Origin of the sequence: Bradyrhizobium niftali, from assembly GCF_004571025.1 — a bacterium.
GTDB classification, from domain to species: Bacteria; Pseudomonadota; Alphaproteobacteria; order Rhizobiales; family Xanthobacteraceae; genus Bradyrhizobium; species Bradyrhizobium niftali.
Genome location: NZ_SPQT01000019.1, coordinates 65,006 through 84,685, shown reverse-complemented (window position 1 = coordinate 84,685; position 19,680 = coordinate 65,006). Strand labels below are relative to the sequence as shown.

The window sequence follows — 19,680 nt, the reverse complement described above, 5'->3', positions numbered from 1 at the left end:
CCACGGCAGAGACCTCCGATGGCAATTGCACCGAAAACTCGTTAAAGATAATCTGAACTTGAAAAATGCGAACTCAGCGGAGCACCCCGTGTGATGCTTGTCAACGCGCTGTTCTCGTTCCTCATGTTTAGGTGCGCTATCGACATTCTCAGTCCCGGGGACAAGGGGACGGCGGTGGTGGCCCTTTACGTCTTTTTGGCGTTAGGACTGACAGCCCTGAAGATTGCAACGTCCGGGACGTCCCGCGGAGACATGGTCATTTGTGCCATCGTCCTTTCGCTGCTGATTGTTAACCTGCTCTGGATACCTGCCGACGCCACCCCGCAGTTCTATTTTTCGATAACCGTCTTTCTCCCGATTATTTTCCTGCTGATCCTGTCGTGCTGTGAGCCGCTAACCTTTGTCCGCTTGCGAAAGCGCACTTTGATATTAGGTACACCTGTTGTCTGCGGCCTGCTGCTCATTTTCTTCTCGCGTATGGGTGGGCTGCAGGCAGATCTGTTGACCGTCCTCAATGAGCAACCGTTCCATGTCGTCGCCCAAACGGTAGCGAAGTTCTCGCTGTTGATGATCAATCAATGGATCGGCTTTCCCATAGTTGCTCTGATTTTGCTAACCGTTCTCAATATTCGATCCGCGCTCCTGGGTTTCCTCCTCGCATTCTCCATCAAGAAATTCAGCTCGTTCAATTTGAGGACCTTTCTCGCGATGCTGGTCGTTTCCGCCGTCGCGACAGCCTATCTTCTGTCGAACCCCGAATTGACCGACGCCTTCCTGCAACGAATTCTTTATCGCGATCGAGATTTCTTCGAGCTGGACGCCTCCAATTTGACCAGCGGGCGCGACGAAATCTGGCGCTACTATGGTCAAGTGCTGGAAAACTCATCGCCGATGGAGCTGCTGTTTGGGCATGGAGCGATCTGGCTGTATGGCGCTTTCCCGCTGGCTGCTCATAACGATCTCCTGAGCTTGATGGTCTGCTACGGATTCGCCGGCACGACAGCGACCCTCTATGCCTGGTACGTGATCCTGTCGCGTCTGGACCCTGAATACAGGACGGCCTGCGCTGCACTGTTCCTGGTGCTGCTTTTCACAAACGGCGTGGTCTTCCATCAATCCAATCTCTTGTTTCTGCTTTTCATGGCCGGGCAAACACAACGAATGCCACGCGGGATCCTGGATGATGCGGCGATGAGGCAGCGTGGTTTGCCGGTACATGGATGAGCGTGGCTCGCCGAAGCTCACATCTTGCTTCGGACATTGCGGCTCGATCCGCCGACCGCAGGTCCATCGCAGGCTTGAACCTCCATCTTGGCAGTTCTACTCAGGCAAGCGCCCCCGCGCCAATGCAGCGAACGAGCCTGATGCTGTGATGGGGCGAGCCGGCTGGTAAGCACAATGCCGGCAAGGGCTGACTGGATCGATCAGCGGTAATCCGCATAGTAAAGGCCCAGTTGTGCCCTGCACCTTGCGCTGTCAAACGATTTCTTCTTTCTAAATTCGGCCATGGTCCCGTAGAGGGCGGTACGATCAGCGAACTCCTCGATTATCTCGTATGGCCGCCCGGGATAGTCATCGATTAGAATCTTGGTTTCTTCCCCGATATGAAGAAGCGATTCGAGCGCACAAGCCACCCTGAAACGGCCATCGATGAGAAGCAGATCGGGAGAGAAATCATACGACTGCCACGGGGCTTGGGGGTATTTTTGCCAGCGGCGGATTCTGCGTTCTGTCGGCCGCGAGAAAACCGGATATCCCCACTGGCGGGTCAGCCCGATATCGACGTGGATGAGGCTTATGCCGGCGCGCTCCGGAAGCATCTTTCTCACGGCACGGCAAAAGACGGCATCGCTCTCGACGCTTACTATTCTTTGCGCAAACTTGGCGGCGAGAACGGTTGAGCTGCCGCTGCCATATTCCAGATAGCATTTCGAAGATTGGACGGCCTTGCTGAACGCAGACAGTCCTTCTTCCGTGTCGAACGTCGAGCTTATCGAGTAACCACGGATGTACTTCCGTGCAATGAACTTAGCGGCTGACAGAGAAGACGCGATATCGGTCATGTCACAACAACCTCCAGCACAGTCTCGTCGCACGTTCTGGGTTAATCCGCAGAGATTTTCATCGCTACACTACATCTGCACCAGTCATTTCGGAATGGTCAACCCAGGCTCACACGGCACGCCATCTCCGCAGGGAAATCCATCCCATATTTCAATCTCGTCCACCCACTGATATTTAGGCACAGCTCCACCGGCATAAACTTGCGTCAGCATGATCCGGTCGATCGGGTCGTTTCCGCCAAGCAATGGCCCGAAGCGATCAAATACCACCCGTCCATCGATCGCCTGCCATGCTCGCCCCTCGCCTAGCGCACTCCGATGCCAAAAAAACTCGAACTTGAACCATTTCCCGATCGGCACGGGGGCGATATGATTCGCGATTTCCCAGAAGCTTTTCGTCACACCACCCGACAGGTCGTCCGTTTTCAAAAACCAATAAGGCTTATTCAAGCGGTCGGTATAAATATATGTAATGAGCCTGCGTTGAGCAGTCGTCTTCCATTCGAAGAGCGCCCGCCAGTTGTTTGCCCCAAGCCTCTCCAAGCAGTCAGGCTGTAGTTTGATCCAATAGCTCACGTAAAGGTCTTCCTGCAGCGCAGCCGTGGAAGGCGTCAGAAGGTAGGGGGTTTGCGTGGCACCGCCGCCGCGCTGCCGTATCTCGCTGTAGAGAACGGAGGTTTGCTGCCCTCGCGGTCCCACGACTTTCTGGATTTCGTTGAAAACATAAGTGCTCACCGTACTTGGCGTGACTGGCGTGTCTGCGAGAAGTTGAAGCTTTCCGCCGCCCCGCCAGATTTCTGGCGCCCAGCGATAGCCGGTCACTGGATCAGAACCTTCGATATCCTGCCAACATGATGTTCCACAATCATATGGCCTGCCCAATAGAGGCCCTTCGAAGCTCGACTTGAAGAGGAGCTTGGCGCCGTAACTGGACGACGCCGATCCAAGCAAGAGAAGAAGGACGCCCAAGCGCAGAAATACGATTGGGATCGAGCAACGTCTTCGGCTGCTCAGTGACATGTCGATTAAAGAATTTGTCGCAAGGCTGGAAGAGCGCTCTGATGGGCACAGGGTCGGCTGGTCGCCGACGCAGTCGGGGCCAACGGGGTGATGATGACTCTTGAACTCACCGTCCATACGCAAACCATTTCACTTCGAGGAGAAGACGCCTCAAGAACGACAAGCGAGATCAAACTACTCCATCGGAACGGCCTGTCAGCAAATTCCGAATTTTCAGAGCCATAGGCCGATCCGCGACCATGATATGGACCCCATATGCAATTCCACCGACGACAATCGCCGCCAGGAGGCGGCCCGTTTGTGTCACGGGAATGATGGTCTGCGCCACAACAAGATAGGCTGCAAGGCTCATCCAAGCTGTTGCCACAACAGCCGTCCTTATCGACAATAGATAGGTCGGCCATTTGAGGTGGATCATCCATCTCACCAGGCCGAGCATGCAGGCTGCATGGCAGCATGCCACGATGGCAAAAGCCACCGCAACGGCCTGCAGTCCCATCTCGACGACCAGCAAGAAGCCCACCAGGGTGCCCAGGGCAACTAACAATCCCGACGCGAAGGCCAGATCAGCTCGCCCCTTCGCCAACAGAAGTGGGACGACTGGAACTATCACCATCTTTCCGATGCCAACGATCGTCAGTAGCTGAAGTATTGGAATTGACTGTTCCCACCCAACTCCAAACACGACTTGCACCAGCAGGGGCGCAGTTATCAGGGCGCCGACAAGCAAAGGCAGCGTCAGGACGATTGAGAGTTGCAAAAAACTCAGATAGCGGGCCCGCAGAACGGCATCGTCCGTCTGCTGCCTTGCGAACATCGGAAATGCGACTCGCGTAAGAATGGGACCAATCTTCTGAGGCGCAAAAGTTGCTACTTGATAAGCCAAGGCATAGTAGCCCAGCTGGCGGGCGCCCAGGTAATATCCAATGAGGAGATAGTCGATGTTGGTCGAGATATAGGTCAGAATGCTTTCTACTGTCGCGTAAAAGCTGAATTTCAGATGCGGCGAGAGACCTTCGACCTCCCACACTTGCGTCAGCGGATATTGTCGCCATCCGACAAGCGCGAGAAGCGAATATTTTACCCAACTGTTGCCGGCCCAGCCCCAAACGATCGCATAGGCGCCCTGGTCTAGAATGGCTGCAAGAACAGCTATTACAAGCCCGACTATGGAGCCCACGATTTCAAAAACAACCAGTTGCTTGAAGCGAAGATCTCTCGAAAGAAGGCAATAAAATTGGTGTCCAATGGGGACAATCAATAGAGAAACGGATCCCCAGCTGAGGAGCGATGCAAGCTCCGGTGCCGCGTAGTAATCGGCCAGCGAAGGCGCACTTGTCCAAACCAAGAGCCAGACCGCGAAACCCAAGATCAGTTCGAGAGCATAGAGAAAGGTCCTGAGCCCGGGGGTTAGATGTTGCTCCTTGATCAAGACCTTGTTTATCCCAAAGTCGGAGATAACCGTTGCGAATCCCAGGATCATCATTGCCAGCGCGGCGATCCCCAATTGCGATGCCGACAAGAACCGACTGACAACCGCAAGCTGAACGGCCACGGCCAATGCCGATATGATCGCCGACAGGAAAGTCCACCGTATCGGGGAAACAGCGGAAATCGAGGAGACCTCGAAGTCACTGTCCCTGAGTCTATCCTTCAGATTGGTGGTACTCAATTGCATGGGCGACTGCCAAGTCCGTTTTCAGGATCGCTGTCGATCTCGAACTGGTTCGCATCGAGGGTGAACTTGGCCGCCCAGTTCGGAAACCCCAACGGGACATATTCCCCATCGAACGGGCAGGATCCTCTTATGCCCCCGACCATGTTGATATCTCCCGTTACCGGTATCGTTCGCCGGACAAATTGGTTCAGCTTGCGCGCAAGCACCTGATACCCGGCCCGTTCCGCGTTCTTGCCAAGAAACATAAGTGACCAGGCGATCTGCGATGAGCCTGTCACACACGCCCAGTCGACCGCTGGAGACCAATCGCGGCGCAAACGTCCGGCCAGATATCCGTCTTGTCCGATACAAGTGGCCAGTCCATCCGCGAGGCGAACGGCGGCTTCGAGAAAAAAGCGGTCGTTTGAGAAGCGATATGCTTCCACGATCCCCTTAAGTGCGTAGCCCAGCGTATGCGTCAGCGGTGCCTCAGGATCCGACAGGCAGCAGTCTGCCATCCAACCGTTGGGCTGCAGCTTGCCCACCGCCCAGCGAACCTGCCGCAATCCCGCCTCCCCCCAGGACCGTCTGCCGGAAATCCGGGCGGCTTCGAAAAGCCCCCACGACACGTGAGTTTCATAAGCTTTTTCGCCGGGAGCAGCCAACGGAGTAGGAGCGCGTCGCCAACAGCCGTCCGCATCCTGTGTTTCGACCAGCCAATCTGCTGCTCGGGCCATGGCATCTCGATAACGATCGCCGAACACCTCCGTCCCCCGCGCCAGGCCCAGTAGTATCTGCCCTGTATTGAAGGTTACCGGCACCGGACGCGCGGTATCGATCAGTCCACTTTGAAATCCGCCTTCAGGAAACTGTATCTTCACCAGCCAATCCAGCATCAGACGGGCACGATCGAGAAGACTATCGTCACAGCGCTTGAGTCCTTGATCAATGAAACTGCAGACGATGTATCCCGTTGTCTCCGGGTAAGATGCGGACCACCCCCATCCAAGCGTATAGAAGCCTGAAACGCCTCCGTCGCGACCCGGGCTCATGTCTTGAGCACGGCATAGCCACTCCAGGGTCAGTTCGACTGCCCGCACTGGACCGCAATCCAAACGGGCTTCTAACTGTTGATCCCCTCGCAACAGCTCCTTCGCTGATACTGGCGGAAATCTTTTAATCAGCCGAAGCTTGGCGGATCGTGCCATATCTCGAACTATCATTTCTGAAATCTCTCACGGTTGGGTTCGTTCAGAACGACTCGTATTGTGATTTCTCCGCGGATTGCGACCGGGCACCCGATGAACCGGTGCCGCTCGACGATGATCATCATTGATGATCTCTGAGCTCAGGGACGACACGGCGCTTCGCGAGCGCCTGCATCCCCTCGATGATGCCGCTCATTCGCGCTCTGAGCGCAGAACGACTGGAAATGCCAATTCTGGGAAGCGCAAAATGGTTCGTCTTGTGGTCGTACAATCGTCCCTGTCGCGTTGTCGTCGCAGTCTGAAAGCCTGCTTGACTTGCCAGATCCTCTTCGCGAGGTCCGCACGCGCCATAAGGATATGCGACGTGTCGAACGGGCAATTGCAGCAAATTCTCAAGATAGATTCGATTATCGGCTAGCTCGGCTCGCGCCGAGTCGCTGTCCAGGGTTGAAAGCGCCTGGTGTGACGTCGAATGGCCGCCGATTGACGCGAGCGGATGGCGCGCAAGAGTGCAGAGTTCACGCTCGTCCAGGAAGTACTCGTCGTTCAACTTCGCTAACGAAATCCCGCTCTCGTTGAACGCCGACGAGAGCATCGCACCGCGCCGATAATCCTGGTGGACCCAGCGGGTCACCTCAGCCAACGCGGATGTCTTGCTCGGAAGGTCGGAACATTGGAACTGGCGACCTAGCGCATCGATTGAAACTTTATCTCTTGAGAGAAACAACCTTCGCAGCCCCAGCCACCAAGATTGCATCGATCGTGTTGGGGCGCCGGTGGGCACGTACACCATGAACGGCGCATTGTGCCGTTCCATTATTGGAAGCGCTACGGAGGCATTATCTCGGTAGCCGTCGTCAAAGGTCAGCACTGCATAACGTTCCGATCGATCATTGCGCGCTAGCCTCTCGATGCATTCATCGATGCTGACGATGACCCATCCCTCTTGCCGGAGCCAGTTGAGCGAATACTCGAAGAGCGCAACCGGCGTTCCGGTCATCAACTCTGATCGCGCATCGCGCTGTATTTCATGAAACAGAATTATGGCCGCTCTCGCCGCAAGGTGTGCCCGCAAGAACGGCAGCTCGCCGATTCGGCTCGCGCCGTAATATAAGCAATCCTTCACAATCGGGATCATGTGCAACGCTATCCTGCGGGTTGCAGAATTCCCATCCGAGAGCGCGAGATCACAGACACGGTGCATCGCGGCCGGTCAATCGCACACCGCAATCTCCATGATCAAAGCCATTAGCTGTCATAGCGAGTCGTCCTTAAATCCACGCCGGGATATCCAGAATTCGAAACAGCCTATCCAGAACAGGAACATATCGATCGAGTTCATAGGGGACTGCGTTCTACCAATTGTGAGTACCTCCGAAGTAGAGCGTTGGACGCGGTTACCACGAGCGCTTGCCACGCCATCGCTCGACGCAGCGGCGCCCATTTTCCGGTCGTTAGCCCGACGCTACGGAACTGGCGTGCGCCGGCTCCAGTGGCATCCGGAAACCTCTCATCCTAGCGATCGACCCACGCCGGTCGTCATTGCGCTCCGAGCGTCGTCTCGCCCCGATCTTGGCCGCGAAGCCCCTCGCCACACACCTACCAATCTGTCGACGTAGGCGTTGATCTCAAATCTGCTTGCATGCAGCGCTCGCGCTCGAAGCCCCAAGCTGGTACGAAGGGCGGGACTGCTTAGAAGCCGCTCCAAAGCCGAGGCCAGAGCCGGTGCATTGTTCACGGGCACCAAGAGTCCCGTCTTTTCGTGCTCCACAATCTCCGGCAAGGCTCCCACCGGGGTGCAGACGACAGCCAAGCCATGAGCAAACGCTTCCACCACGCACATCGGTAGGTTCTCGACCCACGAGGGCAAAACGAGAATGTCGGCGGTCTGCAATTCAGCGGCTACAGATACGTCGTCGAGCCATCCCGGCACTTTCACACGCTGGGAAAGTCCAAGGCGTTCAACCAACATACGTGTCTCTGCTACTGCTCCGTCACCCGCCAAGATTGCCTGCCAATCATTGCGATGCTGAATCATCTCGAACGAATCAAGAAGATTCCCGATTCCCTTGGCTTCGCAGAGACGACCGAGAAACAGGATTTTGACCGGGCCATTGGGATGGAAAGTGCGACGCCGCGCTTTGGTCGAGTTTGGCATGATAACTGTGCGACCTGACAATTCCGGCAACTTTCCAACGACCAAGTCAGACCATACCTGACCAAGAACGATTACCGCTTCGGCTCTCGCAAAGAGCGTCTCTATGTGACGGCGGGTCACTCGATTACACGACTCCCAGAACCGGCCGAATTCACCCGAATGTAGGTGGACGATGTAGGGAATTCGCAATAGGGACGCGACCGCCGCAATGGCGATCTTGCGGTACGTGCTTGCGTTCGCAGAGAGGTTTATGTGAATGAGGTCGATCCCCTGCCACGCGTGGAGCCACAGTATCCTGAGAAGGGCCCATACCAGTGCGATAGGCGACGCATATATGTTCGCCCCGCGACTGACCACGAATTGAAGCGAAACATCTGCTCGCGGACATTCGCGAAACCGCTGTCGAATCGCATCCATCATACGATCGATACCGCCGCGTCCTCCTTCGCCGAGAGGCGTTACCACCACGACATTGAGGCACGACACCGATTGCCTATGAACTCTCTTGAACATCTTTGGCCGCAGGATATTGATCATGGTCCGCGTGTCGCGATTCTGTCGGGAAATAGTCTGTGTCAGCGAGGCCGGGCGCCCTCAGCCAGCGAGGCGCCCCGGCGTCGATAAGCTTGTCAAAGGAAAGCAGCGGAGACTCGAACCTCTGCGAAGCGTAGACCTTATGATTTGAAAGAATGACCAATACGTCCGCCCAACCATCGACCTTGTCGATCGGGAACAGCTTCAAATCCCGATCCTTCACAAAAGGATCGTGACAGCGGACTTCGTATTCTCTCGAGAGGAGCCTTGCGATCTCCAACGCCGGAGACTCGCGGGCATCGTCGACGTCCGGCTTGTAGCTAACGCCCAGGATCCCGATTTTCCGCACGGACGGAGCGATCTTGTTTTGAATTCGCTCGGCGGTATGCTTCGGCATCGCATCGTTCAGTTCGCGGGCGGTTCTAATGAGGGTTAGATCGCCGTCGACATCTTCGGTCAGGAACCAGGGATCGATAGCGATGCAGTGCCCCCCGACCCCTATCCCCGGCTGCAAAATGTTGACGCGCGGATGCCTGTTTGCAAGTTGAATCGCGGCCGAGATGCTGAACCCGAACTTGTCAGCGATCAGAGAAAACTCGTTGGCGAGAGCGATGTTGACGTCGCGGAAGGTGTTTTCCATAAGCTTCGCACATTCGGCGGTCACGAGGTTGGTCCGATGTATCGTCCCCTTCGCAAATACAGAATAGAGCCTCGCCGCTCTTTGTGCCGCTTCCGGCGAAGTCGCGCCGATGATGCGATCATTGTGCACTATTTCGTGAAGCGTATTGCCAGGAAGCGCGCGCTCCGGGCAATGCGCAACCTCGACATTCAGATTCTTCGACTTCAAAATGGGCAGCACGACGTCCTGGCAAGTATTCGGCTTGATGGTCGATTCGATGATAAGAAGGTTTCCGTCGTTCAAGACAGGGAGCAGACTGTTCACAGCGGAGATAACGTAGGACAAGTCGCACTTCTTGCTTTCATGCGGGGTCGGTACCGCCACAACGAAAACGTCCGCCGCCACGGGCTTCGTCAGTGCTTTGAAGTTTCCTGTTTTCAGGGTCGCCGCCAATAATTCCGGAATATCCTTCTCCTCGAACGGACAGTGGCCGCTACTGATCTCATTCACCTTCTTTTCGTTGAGATCGACGCCGGCGACCTTTACGCCGGCGTTCGCAAGTAAGAGAGAAGTCGGGAGTCCCATATAGCCGAGGCCCACAACGCACACCGTATCGAGCGTTTGCAGGACCGGCCGCACCTCGTGTTCCGTGACAATGTCGAGTATCCTCTCGGCGGTGTGGCCGTCTCCGAATGGATTCTCCCAGGGCGCTATCGGCCGATTAAGTGCCTCGAGCATCGCTCCTGCGTCTCGGTGGACCAGTACGTTTGCGCCCACGTCGACGGTCTCGGGACGTTCTGTCCGGTCACGAATCGTCACGCAGGGGACGCCGAGGATGCAGGCTTCTTCCTGCACTCCACCCGAATCCGTAACGACGGCGATGCAATTGGACAGCAACTTTACAAAATCCGAATATCCGACAGGTTCAGTCCAAATCAGGTTCGAAGGCAAATCAATCTTGGCCTCCTTGAGGACCTTCTGTGTACGATAGTGTATGGGCCAGTACACCTTGCCGGGAATCCTGGCGATTAGTCGGATGATCTCGATCAGCGCGTTCGGATCATCGACGTTTGCGGCCCGGTGCGAGGTAAGAAGGTAATACCCTTTTTTCTGCAAATTTAGCGCACATAGGATCTGGCTCGTTTTTTCCGCCTGACTTCGATGAGATAGCAGGGCGTCGACGATCGTGTTGCCTACCTTGAATATCTTCGAATCCGGCAGGCCTTCCCGTTTTAGTTGATCAACTTGCAAGTCGGTGACGGCGAACAAATAGTCCGAGATATGATCCGCGATGATCCGGTTGCTTTCCTCGGGCATCGTTTGATCAAAAGAGCGCAATCCGGCTTCGATGTGCCCGACCTTGATGTGAAGCTTGTGCGCGGCGAGCGCGCCGGCCACCACCGTGTTCGTGTCGCCTTGCACGAGCAGGATACTGGGTTGTTCCGACACCAAGATCGGCTCCAGCTCGATCAGTATGCGGCCCGTTTGGTTCGCATGCCCGCCGGAGCCGACATTCAAATTGTACTTTGGTGCGGGGAGATCGAGTTCGGAGAAGAAGATCGCGTCGAGCTTCTCAGAGTAGTGTTGCTTCGAATGAATGATGAAGTAGTCGATCTTTCGCTTCCGGCATTCGCGAATGACCGGCGCCATCTTGATAATCTCCGGGCGAGTTCCAACGAGAATCGCGATCTTCATCTTTCCACCATGAGCGGCAAACCGATTTCCGCTTCCTTTGATTTGGACGCCCTCACGGGACGTCCTGCCTAGAATTGCGCTGCTACTCGAGATATTTCGTTGCCAAGTTTCGATTTCGTTCAATCGCCCCGGCCCGCAACGAGCCAACGCACGGATCGGCGTTGACGGCATGCAAGTGGGTGACGGCGAGCAATGCATCGACAATCGCAAAACTATCGTGAGGAACGCATATTCCTTTTTCGCCCCCCCCCGGCGTGATACCAACGCCGGGCTGCCTCCGTGTGCCAGAAACGAAAACCCAACGATCAGAGCTCGTCAAAACATCCGTAAGCTTGCTGGGAAGGAACGGGCTATCCTTGATGTCGGCTTCAACGATCAGATTCGCCAATGCCCTGCTCGCGATGTACCTGCTAAACTTGTCGGGTAACGGCCCCAAAAGACATACGCTGTTCCCGAACTCACCGCTCTCAAGGCTTTGCTTTAGCTTCTTGCAAACGCTGCCGATGAACGTGAACGACATCCCGTGCGAATGGATACACTGGGCCATCGCCTTTTTGAGTTGCGGCGAGAATCGTTCCTTGGACAAATCACCAAGATGAACCACTGACGATCGGACTCGCTCAACTACTTCTGTCGACGGAATGTCAATGAGTTCATCTGCGAGATGCGCCGCCACAGCCAACTTGCCGGAGTTGCGCTTGAGCTCGGGATAATGATCAAGCATGAACTCCACGGCGGACGAATTCGTGTATATGACTCGATCGAAGTTCGAGTAGACCTGCGAGATCAACTTCCTGTTGTAGTTGCCTGCCAAAGGAAAAGCATGTCTGTTGTAAGGTGAAGGTAGACCCCGATACGGCCAGGGATCCGAGAAGAAAGCGACTTTTCGAATTTCATCGAGGCATTCCAGTTGCAGTCCGAGCAGTGGTACAAAAAACGGCTGTGCGACGAATATCGCGAGCTCGGGTTGGAACTCCTCCACCCGACGGCGAAGAGCGCCGATCAGCAGATTCGATTTTGGGTACATGAAGTTGCAGGTGAACTCCGTGGCAACTCTGTTGACGATCGTCGAACGAACCAGGTTTAGCTTCCGGACGATGCCCTGGATCGCACTCGAGAGAGGGAACCGCACCACTTCTATCTCATCGTGGAATTGCGAGTGATCCGGCCGCCCGCCCACCTCGGCATCAAAGGAAAGAACGGATACAGTGTTCTCATTGACGGCGGCGAGAGTTCTGGCCAACCGTCGGTTTTGAACAGCTCTGGCACTCATTCCGTAGAGGAATGGTCCGCAGACAATCAGGATTCTCAGAGTTCTCGCTCCTCGATATTGATTGAGGGGGCCGATCGAAACAACATCACTCGACTAGGCGTCCGGGCCGCGTCTGAAACCGCCCTGCACTCCTAGTGCTCCAGGCTCGTCCCGCGCGTCTTGCCGTCGAAGCCGCGACAAGACAGCCAACGGATAGTTCTGATTGACCACAGCCGGTTGTGCCGGTTCACAAGCGCCCCCAGATGGCACCCTGGTCGCGTCTCCGACGACGAGGATGTCTCGAACAAATAGATCGCGCAGCATTCCGAGCGCGATGCCAAGAAACAGCCCTCCAACGATCGATATTCCAAAAACGATAAGCGGCTTCGGAGAGCTGGCTTCCAAGGGACGAGACGCCTCGATCAACAAATGCGCTTCGGTATTGGAGGATTGCTGCTGTGCCTCCATGTAGCGGAGCATGCGGACAAAGTTCTCATAAGCCTTTGTGGAAGTTTCCGCAGCAGCTTCCAGCTCGCGGAGATTGCCCTGCGCATTAGCCGGGGATTGCGACGATGACTTACCTGCGCCCCCGGCTTGATATTCGGTCACCGCCTTCTGGGCGGCTGACGCTTTGATGCTTAGTTCGGCGATCCTATCCTTGACCCATTTTTCTTCGCCCAGGCCCGACTTGAATTTCGCCTCCATTTGAGCCGCAATATGCGTCTCCCCGATGGTGTTCAGAATCTTTGCAGCTCGCTGGGGATCTGCCGAGTCGAATGTAATCTCGATGATGTAGGTAAGACCGACACGCTTAGCCGAGAGCCTGCGATCGAACGACCGCAGAGCTCGGCGCATCACGTCAAATTCCGTTTCTGGTTCCATTAACCCGAACATTCGCAATATCGACTTGATCGTGCCGCGCAAGCCGCCGGATGGCGCGCCAAACTCCGCATCTTCCGCCAGACCTAATTTCCTTATTACAGCGCGTGCCAGGCCCTCCGATTTTATGATGGCGATCTGACTTTCGACCATCGTTGAAGCAGACGCAGCGTCGATCGGAGGCGCTTTCGCATCTATGACGAGCTTCGAAGTGGCGGTGTAGGTCTGCGTTGCGGTGGCGAGGTACAGAGTAGCACCGCCAACCGTAACCAAAAACGCAAGCGACATGATCGTGAGGTGCCGCCGTACGAAAGCCAAGGCGGCCGCCAAGGACTCGGCTGGCGAACGGAATTCTTCCGAATCTGTCGAATCTTCCGTTCTACGCGTCTGTGCCATGTTCTCGTACCTGCGCTGCTAGACATTACCCAAGGCGACACACAATCCGGCGAAACGAACGCATGGCGGCGGGCACTAGCACGCTCCGTGCGCTACACTAAGTTGAAGGCCACTAGTGAAAGCTAGTATGCATTCCGATACACCTTTCTCGAGAACAGGGTCAGGATGACGATCTTGACGTCGAGGAGAAGCGACCAGTTGTCGATGTAGAAGAGATCATGCTCAACACGCCGGCGCATCTTCTCAAGTGTATCGATGTCGCCACGATATCCGTTGACCTGAGCCCAGCCGGTAATGCCGGGCTTGACGTTGTGACGACGGTAAAACGACGCAATGAGCCGGGCAAACGTCTCGTTCTGCGAGGTCGCGTGCGGACGGGGGCCAACGAGGGACATGTTGCCCATGAGCACGTTGAATAGCTGCGGAAGTTCGTCGAGATTGGTGCGGCGCAAGAAGCGGCCGACTCGGGTTACACGTGGATCGTTTCTGACGGCAGGACTGAACTTGTCGCCATCTTCCATTACGATCATTGATCTGAATTTCAATACGCGAATGGGCTCATTGTTGTAACCATGCCGCGTCTGGCGAAACAGTACCGGTCCGCGGGAATCCAGCTTGATCAGGATAGGAATGAGAACGAAGAAGGGAATAGCCAAAACGAGTCCTGCGATAGAGGCCGCAATGTCGAACACTCGCTTGACTGCTCGGTTGAACTGAGTGAGGGGACACTGGAATATCCGCATCGTCACCACGTTGCCGAATTGGTTGATCCGCGACATGGCGATCAGATCGATAGCGCCGACCGGGACGACGTGAACGTCGACCGGCAGCTCGGATAGAGCCCTAGCCAGCGCAAGGGCAGCCGGGACATCGGACTCCGAACTTAGAATGACAATGTCGTCCGCTCGGAGAGGTCGGCAATCCGCGAGCAGTTGGTGCGCCTGAGGAAGAGCTCCGCCGGCAGACACCATTGCCGAAGAACTCGGGCCAGCCGTCGGGAATTCAAACGAACGAATCGTCCTGATTCCGCTGACGAACACGCGAGCAGAGAAATCCGAACAGTGAGACGGGTCTCCGATAAGAATGACGCGCCTGGCATCTATCAGCCCGGACGCAATGGCCGGCTGCAAAAGAGAGAACCACACCGTCCGCGTGCAGAGTACTGCAAGAAGAACGCTCACCGCCTGGGCTATGACGGTGGCTCGCGAAAAGCTGTCCGAGATCTTGAGAAGAAATATAGTCGAAATGAAAAAGGAGAATACGAAGAAGACGGAGCTAGCACCGCTCCATAGGAACACGTGCCGGGGCTGCGTCTGGATCCGCGAATATTGACGCAGCCCTACGGAAACGAGCAGCTGCAACGTGGAAATGAAGATTGATTGCTGGATGTACTTGGAGGCATCCGGAGCGTCGAGCAGGACAAGCCGATGATAGAGAACAGCCGCGGAATATGCGGCAATAGCTACGAGTACAAGTTCAGCACTTGCCGCCAATACGAGCAATGCAGCCAAGCGGTTCTTACCGGTGCCCGCCGCAACTGCCCTGCTTCCAGCGACAAAATGCGCTTGGCGCTTCGCTGGAGCGGGCGAATTGGAAAACGCATAACTCACCTGTAACTCCCAGTCCGCCGACCGTTAAAAACAGTAGCATTCGATCACGCGGCGGAGTTGGCAATAAATGGGTAGAGTGGAGTAACCACGATGGTCGATTGAGTAGGGGCGGCCCGGGACTAAATTGTACGGACAGATCAGTCCAAGACGAGGCTATGAGCGGCCCAGCGCGCCGAGGAAACGAGCGTTAGTTTCAGACCACCCTTTGAAGCGATTGCCCCTACGGTGGTGGTGCCGCGTCGTCGCCATAGACCGATTTGAACGACCTCGCTGGATGACCACGTCCGTATGGAGAGTTTGCTGCCATGCCGAGCTTCACACCACGCAATCGTTTCCGTGACGCAATGTTTAGCAGGCCGCGCAATCGATGCATTAGATGGAGCCTGATCGCGTTCAGTCTGACGATTTCGGCTCATGCGAAGGCCGAATATCGAGTGAGCGTTGGAGATGTTCTTGAGGTTACGGTCGCAGGCGTCCCCGAGCTACGACATCGGGCTCCCGTCCAGATGGATGGCAATATTTCCTTGCCGCTAGTCGGGCTGCTCCAAGTAGCGGGCCTGCCCGTGCAGCAGATTCGAGCCAAGATCGGCGCTGCACTGACAAGCAAGGTCTTTCGACAGAGGACCCCAGATGGCCGCGAGGTTATCGTCGTCATCGACGGAGACGGGATCACGACGACGGTCGCCGAGTATAGGCCGGTTTACATAAACGGAGACATTTCGAAGCCGGGGGAATACACCTATCGCCCGTCCATGACTGCGCGCCAGCTTGTCGCCATCGCGGGCGGCTACGACATCATGCGCATCAAGATGAACAACCCCTATCTCGAGTCAGCCGACCTGCGAAGCGAATATGGATCCCTTTGGACCGAGTTCGCCAGGGAACAGGCGCATATGTGGCGCATCAAGAGCGAACTCGGAGAGGCCACTCAGATTAGCCCAGGCGCACTGACGGACGTTCCCGTGGCTCGGTCGGCGATTTCAGAAATCGTACATGCAGAAACGGAATACTTGAAGATCAAGCAGAGCGATCATCAGCAGGAGAAATCGTTTCTTGAGCGGGGAGTCCGACAAGGAGACGAGGAGGTGCGCGTACTGTCTGAGCAACAGAAGAGAGAGGAAGAGGGATTTCAGTCAGACCTGGAAGAGCTGCAAAAGGCGCAGGACCTATTCGCCAGGGGAAGCTTGACCAGCCCTCGCGTTACAGATGCGCGCCGCGCGGTGTTGTTGTCCTCAACCCGGAAGCTGCAGACTTCCGCACAACTGATGCAGGTCAAGAAGCAGCAGGACGAACTCGTCAGAAAGCTGACAAAACTCGATGATCAACGGCGCCTCGAGCTATTCCGCGAGCTACAGGACACGAGCTTAAAGCTCAACCAAATTCGCGAGAGGCTACAGAGCGTCGGTGAGAAGCTTCAGTATACTGCAATGGTTCGATCGCAGCTCGCTGGAGGAGGCGGCAGCAAGCCGGGCATCGCTATCATCCGGAAAGGCGAAAACGGGCCGGAACGGATTGCTGCGAACGAAGACACCGAGTTGCAGCCCGGTGATGCCATCGAGGTCACCCTGCGATACCAGGATGGTCTTGAGGCACCTCCCCGAAAGAAACTAAGCAATTTAAACGCCCCAGCGGCGACGGGACGCATCGACGTGACCTCAGCTGAATCGCTGCAGCCGGCAGCAGATGACGAGGCCACAAGCGGCGTGACCTCGCACCGTAACACGGACGACTCGCTCTCGTTCCAGCGGAAATGAAACTGGTCAGCCTGCTTCGGTAGGCCACGGAATTGGAAGAGCTCCCTTACTGACCGCCTCGAGACTTGAGCATTGGGAGCCTTTGCAGTTCTCGGCGCGCTCCTCTGCCCTGCGTATCCAAGGCGCACTCCTGCAGTCCTCGCCCTCGTTCCGTTTGGACAGCCCGCAGACCGATTGCAGAAACCAGTGAAATTGAACGAAGTGTCTGAATGCCCATCAGAGGTAGTTCTTAAAGCCCAAAATCGTCGCTTCCGGCGGTACGACTTGCAAGTAGAGTGGTGTCCACGGTGGACGGAGGCCGGTTGAGCGAAAGGTGTCCGAAATGATCTTGGTGACCGGAGGTGCCGGCTACATCGGGTCCCACGTCTGTATCGCATTGCTGGACGCCGGGTTCGACGTCGTCGCCGTCGACAACCTTTCCAACAGCAACAAGGCCTCGCTCGAGCGGGTCCAGTCCATCTGCGGGCGATCGCTCATCTTTCGGCATGCCGATATCCGGAATGAAGAGCTGATCTACGACATGCTTCGTGCCTGCGCAGTGACTGCGGTCATTCACCTTGCAGGACTGAAGGCGGTGGGCGATTCCAACGTACGGCCCATGATGTATTACGAGAACAACGTCCTTGGAACGATGCGGCTGGTGTCGGCCATGAAGAGGGCGCATGTAAAGACGCTCGTGTTCAGCTCGTCGGCGACCGTCTACGGGATGCCCAGATACCTGCCGCTCGACGAGAAGCATCCCCTCGGTCCGACCAATCCGTACGGCCGCACAAAGCTCGTCATCGAAGAGATGCTGAAGGATCTCTGCAGGTCCGACGACGGCTGGCGGATCGGCAGTCTGCGCTACTTCAACCCGGTTGGCGCGCACGAAAGCGGGCTCGTCGGGGAAGACCCGCTGGGCGTTCCCAGCAATCTGTTGCCGTTTGTGGCGCAGGTGGCGATTGGACGGCGGGAGACGCTGCAGATCTGGGGAAACGACTATGACACGCCTGATGGCACCGGAATCCGCGACTTCATTCATGTGGTCGATCTCGCATCCGGGCATTTGAGTGCCCTGCGCCAACTCGGACAGCCCGGTCTGATCACGGTCAATCTTGGAACGGGCAACGGCAGCAGCGTTCTGGACATCGTCCGTACGTTTGAATCGGTGAGCGGGCGATCAATCCCCTATGAAATCAGGGAGCGCCGAGCCGGTGATGTCGCCGCCTGCTATGCCGACCCGACGTTTGCGAAGAACGCGTTGGGCTGGGCATCGACGCGGTCGTTGGAGCAAATGTGTGCGGACCATTGGCGTTGGCAATTGCAGAACCCCAACGGTTATCAGGGCAGCGAGCTTCCGAAGGTTCGGGAGCGGTCCAGGCATCTTCGTCGTCATGCCTGAGCGTGCGCGTCCGAGGTGTTGAAACGTGCACCGGCGGGTCTGGCCGCATGAGTGGAGTTCGGGACGAGCTACAGCAGCGTGCATGTCGCCCATCAGAGGTAGCTCGTAATGACCCAAAATCTTTTCACCGCGGAACAAGCCTGCAGGTAAGATGCAGTCGCGCCTGGGGATTTGCGATGCCACACTATCGTGCGTACGTTCTGGATGAACATGGCCAATTGGGAAGCGTCGTCAACCTTCACTGCCCTGACGACGCGTCCGCAACCAAGCGGGCCGGACGGTTGGCCGATGGTCACGAGGTTCAGCTTTGGCGACTGGTTGCCGAGCTCAAATTCGACGATCCGCAGCACCGATCCAGGCGGCGACGAAGTGTCCGTGCACCAATGCACTGAGCTCGATTGACGGTGCGCTTCGTCTCGGTCAGCTCCACGGATAATTTGCATTGCGGTTCGACTGCGAACTGCTCGCCGGTACGCGCTCCCCCAAGGCGTCGAGAGCGACCTGCTCCGGATGAGCAAGCGGCCGATGAGGCCGGCGCTGGCGGTACGAGGACGGTGGAGCAATAAATCAACTACGCGGCGCCCCCCACGCATACGCATCGAGCCTGCCTGCACGCCATTGTGCATAGGCAATTCGTGGACGTCCTGCAGAAATCGCGCAGCAGCGGCCCGAATGCCCTGCTTCCGATGATCAATCCCTCACCCGCGGATAACTCACCTGGCCCACGAAGTCGGTAGACTCGGCGTCACAAGGCCATCGCGCCCGGCTTCATCATTCTTGGGATGCGACGGCCACCCGCACATCGCCGGCCGTAGCGCGTCGCGCCACCTGCCGGAGGCCGGGGACGTTGCTTCCATGGCGAACTATCTCCTCGGCAAAGGCGGCAGGAGAAACACCGGTAACACCGCATGACCGTCGCGGGGGCTGACGTGCGCTTTTGCAGCTCACCGTGCTTTAGCGATTCCGCGCGTGGTATGTGACGCGCAAGAAGCTCTGGGTGAGGCTGATCAGCCTGCTCATTAAGGACGTTCGCGTGTCAACGGGTCGGAATCTTGGCCAACATGTGCTATCATCCGAGCGGCCGCGGCGGTCAGCGCGAGGCCAACGCAGGCCGAGAGCGCATCGACCACAAAATCCTCAAACCTCGCGTGCCGTCCCGGCGCCCATAGTTGCATAATCTCAAGCAGGCCGATCAGGACAACGGCGACCGCGGAAGCAGTCCAGCGCCGCTGCGGATAGGCTAGGGCAAAGAGAATCCCGACCAGAAGAAAGGCAAGCGCGTGATCGCCTTGCTGCCCGAGAACAGGGTGAGGCCGAACGCCCTCAGGTCCGAGCGTTACGAAAGTGACGATAGCCGTGAGCAGCCACGCGACAAGTCGAAGAAGAGCGATACGAACCATTAAGGCGCCCCGATTGGTAGCCCCAGCCGGGGCCCTTCATTTCCGAGACTCGAT

General features: G+C 56.6%; 14 protein-coding genes. 3 read left to right on the top strand and 11 right to left on the bottom strand.

The annotated features are described in order from the left end of the window. Positions 1-90: 90 nt before the first annotated feature. A complete protein-coding gene (locus tag E4K65_RS28675; protein WP_167771240.1) occupies positions 91-1,224 on the top strand; it encodes a hypothetical protein in 1,134 nt (377 codons plus the stop codon). A gap of 200 nt (positions 1,225-1,424) precedes the next feature. Here E4K65_RS28675 and E4K65_RS28670 read toward each other — a convergent pair whose 3' ends face one another. From E4K65_RS28670 to E4K65_RS28625, 10 genes are all read right to left on the bottom strand, one after another. Continuing rightward, positions 1,425-2,063, bottom strand: coding sequence for a hypothetical protein (locus tag E4K65_RS28670; RefSeq protein WP_135176984.1), 639 nt, complete (start codon positions 2,061-2,063; stop codon positions 1,425-1,427). A gap of 84 nt (positions 2,064-2,147) precedes the next feature. Next, on the bottom strand, positions 2,148-2,885 hold the full coding sequence (locus E4K65_RS28665) for a hypothetical protein (protein ID WP_167771239.1): 738 nt from the start codon (positions 2,883-2,885) through the stop codon (positions 2,148-2,150). Between the two features lie 367 nt (positions 2,886-3,252). Further along, the gene (locus tag E4K65_RS28660; RefSeq protein WP_135176983.1) at positions 3,253-4,761 is read right to left on the bottom strand and encodes an MOP flippase family protein; all 1,509 of its coding nucleotides are present in this window, start codon (positions 4,759-4,761) and stop codon (positions 3,253-3,255) included. Then, a complete protein-coding gene (locus E4K65_RS28655) occupies positions 4,752-5,636 on the bottom strand; it encodes a hypothetical protein (protein ID WP_167771238.1) in 885 nt (294 codons plus the stop codon). The genes E4K65_RS28660 and E4K65_RS28655 overlap by 10 nt, the downstream gene beginning before the upstream one ends. Positions 5,637-6,069: 433 nt before the next feature. Then, on the bottom strand, positions 6,070-7,086 hold the full coding sequence (locus E4K65_RS28650) for a polysaccharide deacetylase family protein (protein WP_235885760.1): 1,017 nt from the start codon (positions 7,084-7,086) through the stop codon (positions 6,070-6,072). 372 nt (positions 7,087-7,458) lie between these two features. Then, positions 7,459-8,643, bottom strand: a complete 1,185-nt coding sequence (locus E4K65_RS28645; RefSeq protein ID WP_167771237.1) for a glycosyltransferase family 4 protein — start codon at positions 8,641-8,643, stop codon at positions 7,459-7,461. Then, positions 8,600-10,954 (bottom strand): non-hydrolyzing UDP-N-acetylglucosamine 2-epimerase, encoded by a 2,355-nt coding sequence (gene wecB / locus E4K65_RS28640; protein WP_235885759.1) that lies wholly within the window; start codon positions 10,952-10,954, stop codon positions 8,600-8,602. Before wecB ends, E4K65_RS28645 begins: the two co-directional genes overlap by 44 nt. Before the next feature lie 82 nt (positions 10,955-11,036). Continuing rightward, positions 11,037-12,197, bottom strand: a complete 1,161-nt coding sequence (locus E4K65_RS28635) for a glycosyltransferase family 4 protein (protein ID WP_167771236.1) — start codon at positions 12,195-12,197, stop codon at positions 11,037-11,039. Positions 12,198-12,320: 123 nt separating this feature from the next. Further along, positions 12,321-13,481 carry a GumC domain-containing protein gene (locus E4K65_RS28630; protein ID WP_135176980.1) on the bottom strand — a complete coding sequence of 387 codons (1,161 nt, stop codon included), beginning with the start codon at positions 13,479-13,481 and terminating at the stop codon, positions 12,321-12,323. A gap of 122 nt (positions 13,482-13,603) precedes the next feature. Then, entirely contained in the window at positions 13,604-15,091 is a 1,488-nt protein-coding gene (locus tag E4K65_RS28625) for an undecaprenyl-phosphate glucose phosphotransferase (RefSeq protein WP_135176979.1), read from the bottom strand. Positions 15,092-15,396: 305 nt separating this feature from the next. Between E4K65_RS28625 and E4K65_RS28620 the strand changes: the two genes are divergently transcribed. After that, a complete protein-coding gene (locus tag E4K65_RS28620; RefSeq protein ID WP_135176978.1) occupies positions 15,397-16,845 on the top strand; it encodes a polysaccharide biosynthesis/export family protein in 1,449 nt (482 codons plus the stop codon). 322 nt (positions 16,846-17,167) lie between these two features. After that, a complete protein-coding gene (gene galE / locus E4K65_RS28615; protein ID WP_167771235.1) occupies positions 17,168-18,226 on the top strand; it encodes a UDP-glucose 4-epimerase GalE in 1,059 nt (352 codons plus the stop codon). A gap of 1,019 nt (positions 18,227-19,245) precedes the next feature. On the opposite strand, the gene E4K65_RS28605 is transcribed toward galE, so the two are convergent. Continuing rightward, a complete protein-coding gene (locus tag E4K65_RS28605; RefSeq protein WP_135176976.1) occupies positions 19,246-19,626 on the bottom strand; it encodes a VanZ family protein in 381 nt (126 codons plus the stop codon). Positions 19,627-19,680: the final 54 nt, after the last annotated feature.

Bases quoted from the DNA above. Each gene is read 5' to 3' on its own strand.
- E4K65_RS28645 (WP_167771237.1), bottom strand. From the start codon at position 8,643: ATGATCAATATCCTGCGGCCAAAGATGTTCAAGAGAGTTCATAGGCAA.
- E4K65_RS28660 (WP_135176983.1), bottom strand. From the start codon at position 4,761: ATGCAATTGAGTACCACCAATCTGAAGGATAGACTCAGGGACAGTGAC.
- E4K65_RS28605 (WP_135176976.1), bottom strand. From the start codon at position 19,626: ATGGTTCGTATCGCTCTTCTTCGACTTGTCGCGTGGCTGCTCACGGCT.
- E4K65_RS28650 (WP_235885760.1), bottom strand. From the start codon at position 7,086: ATGATCCCGATTGTGAAGGATTGCTTATATTACGGCGCGAGCCGAATC.
- E4K65_RS28620 (WP_135176978.1), top strand. From the start codon at position 15,397: ATGCCGAGCTTCACACCACGCAATCGTTTCCGTGACGCAATGTTTAGC.
- E4K65_RS28630 (WP_135176980.1), bottom strand. From the start codon at position 13,481: ATGGCACAGACGCGTAGAACGGAAGATTCGACAGATTCGGAAGAATTC.
- wecB (WP_235885759.1), bottom strand. From the start codon at position 10,954: ATGAAGATCGCGATTCTCGTTGGAACTCGCCCGGAGATTATCAAGATG.
- galE (WP_167771235.1), top strand. From the start codon at position 17,168: ATGATCTTGGTGACCGGAGGTGCCGGCTACATCGGGTCCCACGTCTGT.
- E4K65_RS28670 (WP_135176984.1), bottom strand. From the start codon at position 2,063: ATGACCGATATCGCGTCTTCTCTGTCAGCCGCTAAGTTCATTGCACGG.
- E4K65_RS28655 (WP_167771238.1), bottom strand. From the start codon at position 5,636: ATGCTGGATTGGCTGGTGAAGATACAGTTTCCTGAAGGCGGATTTCAA.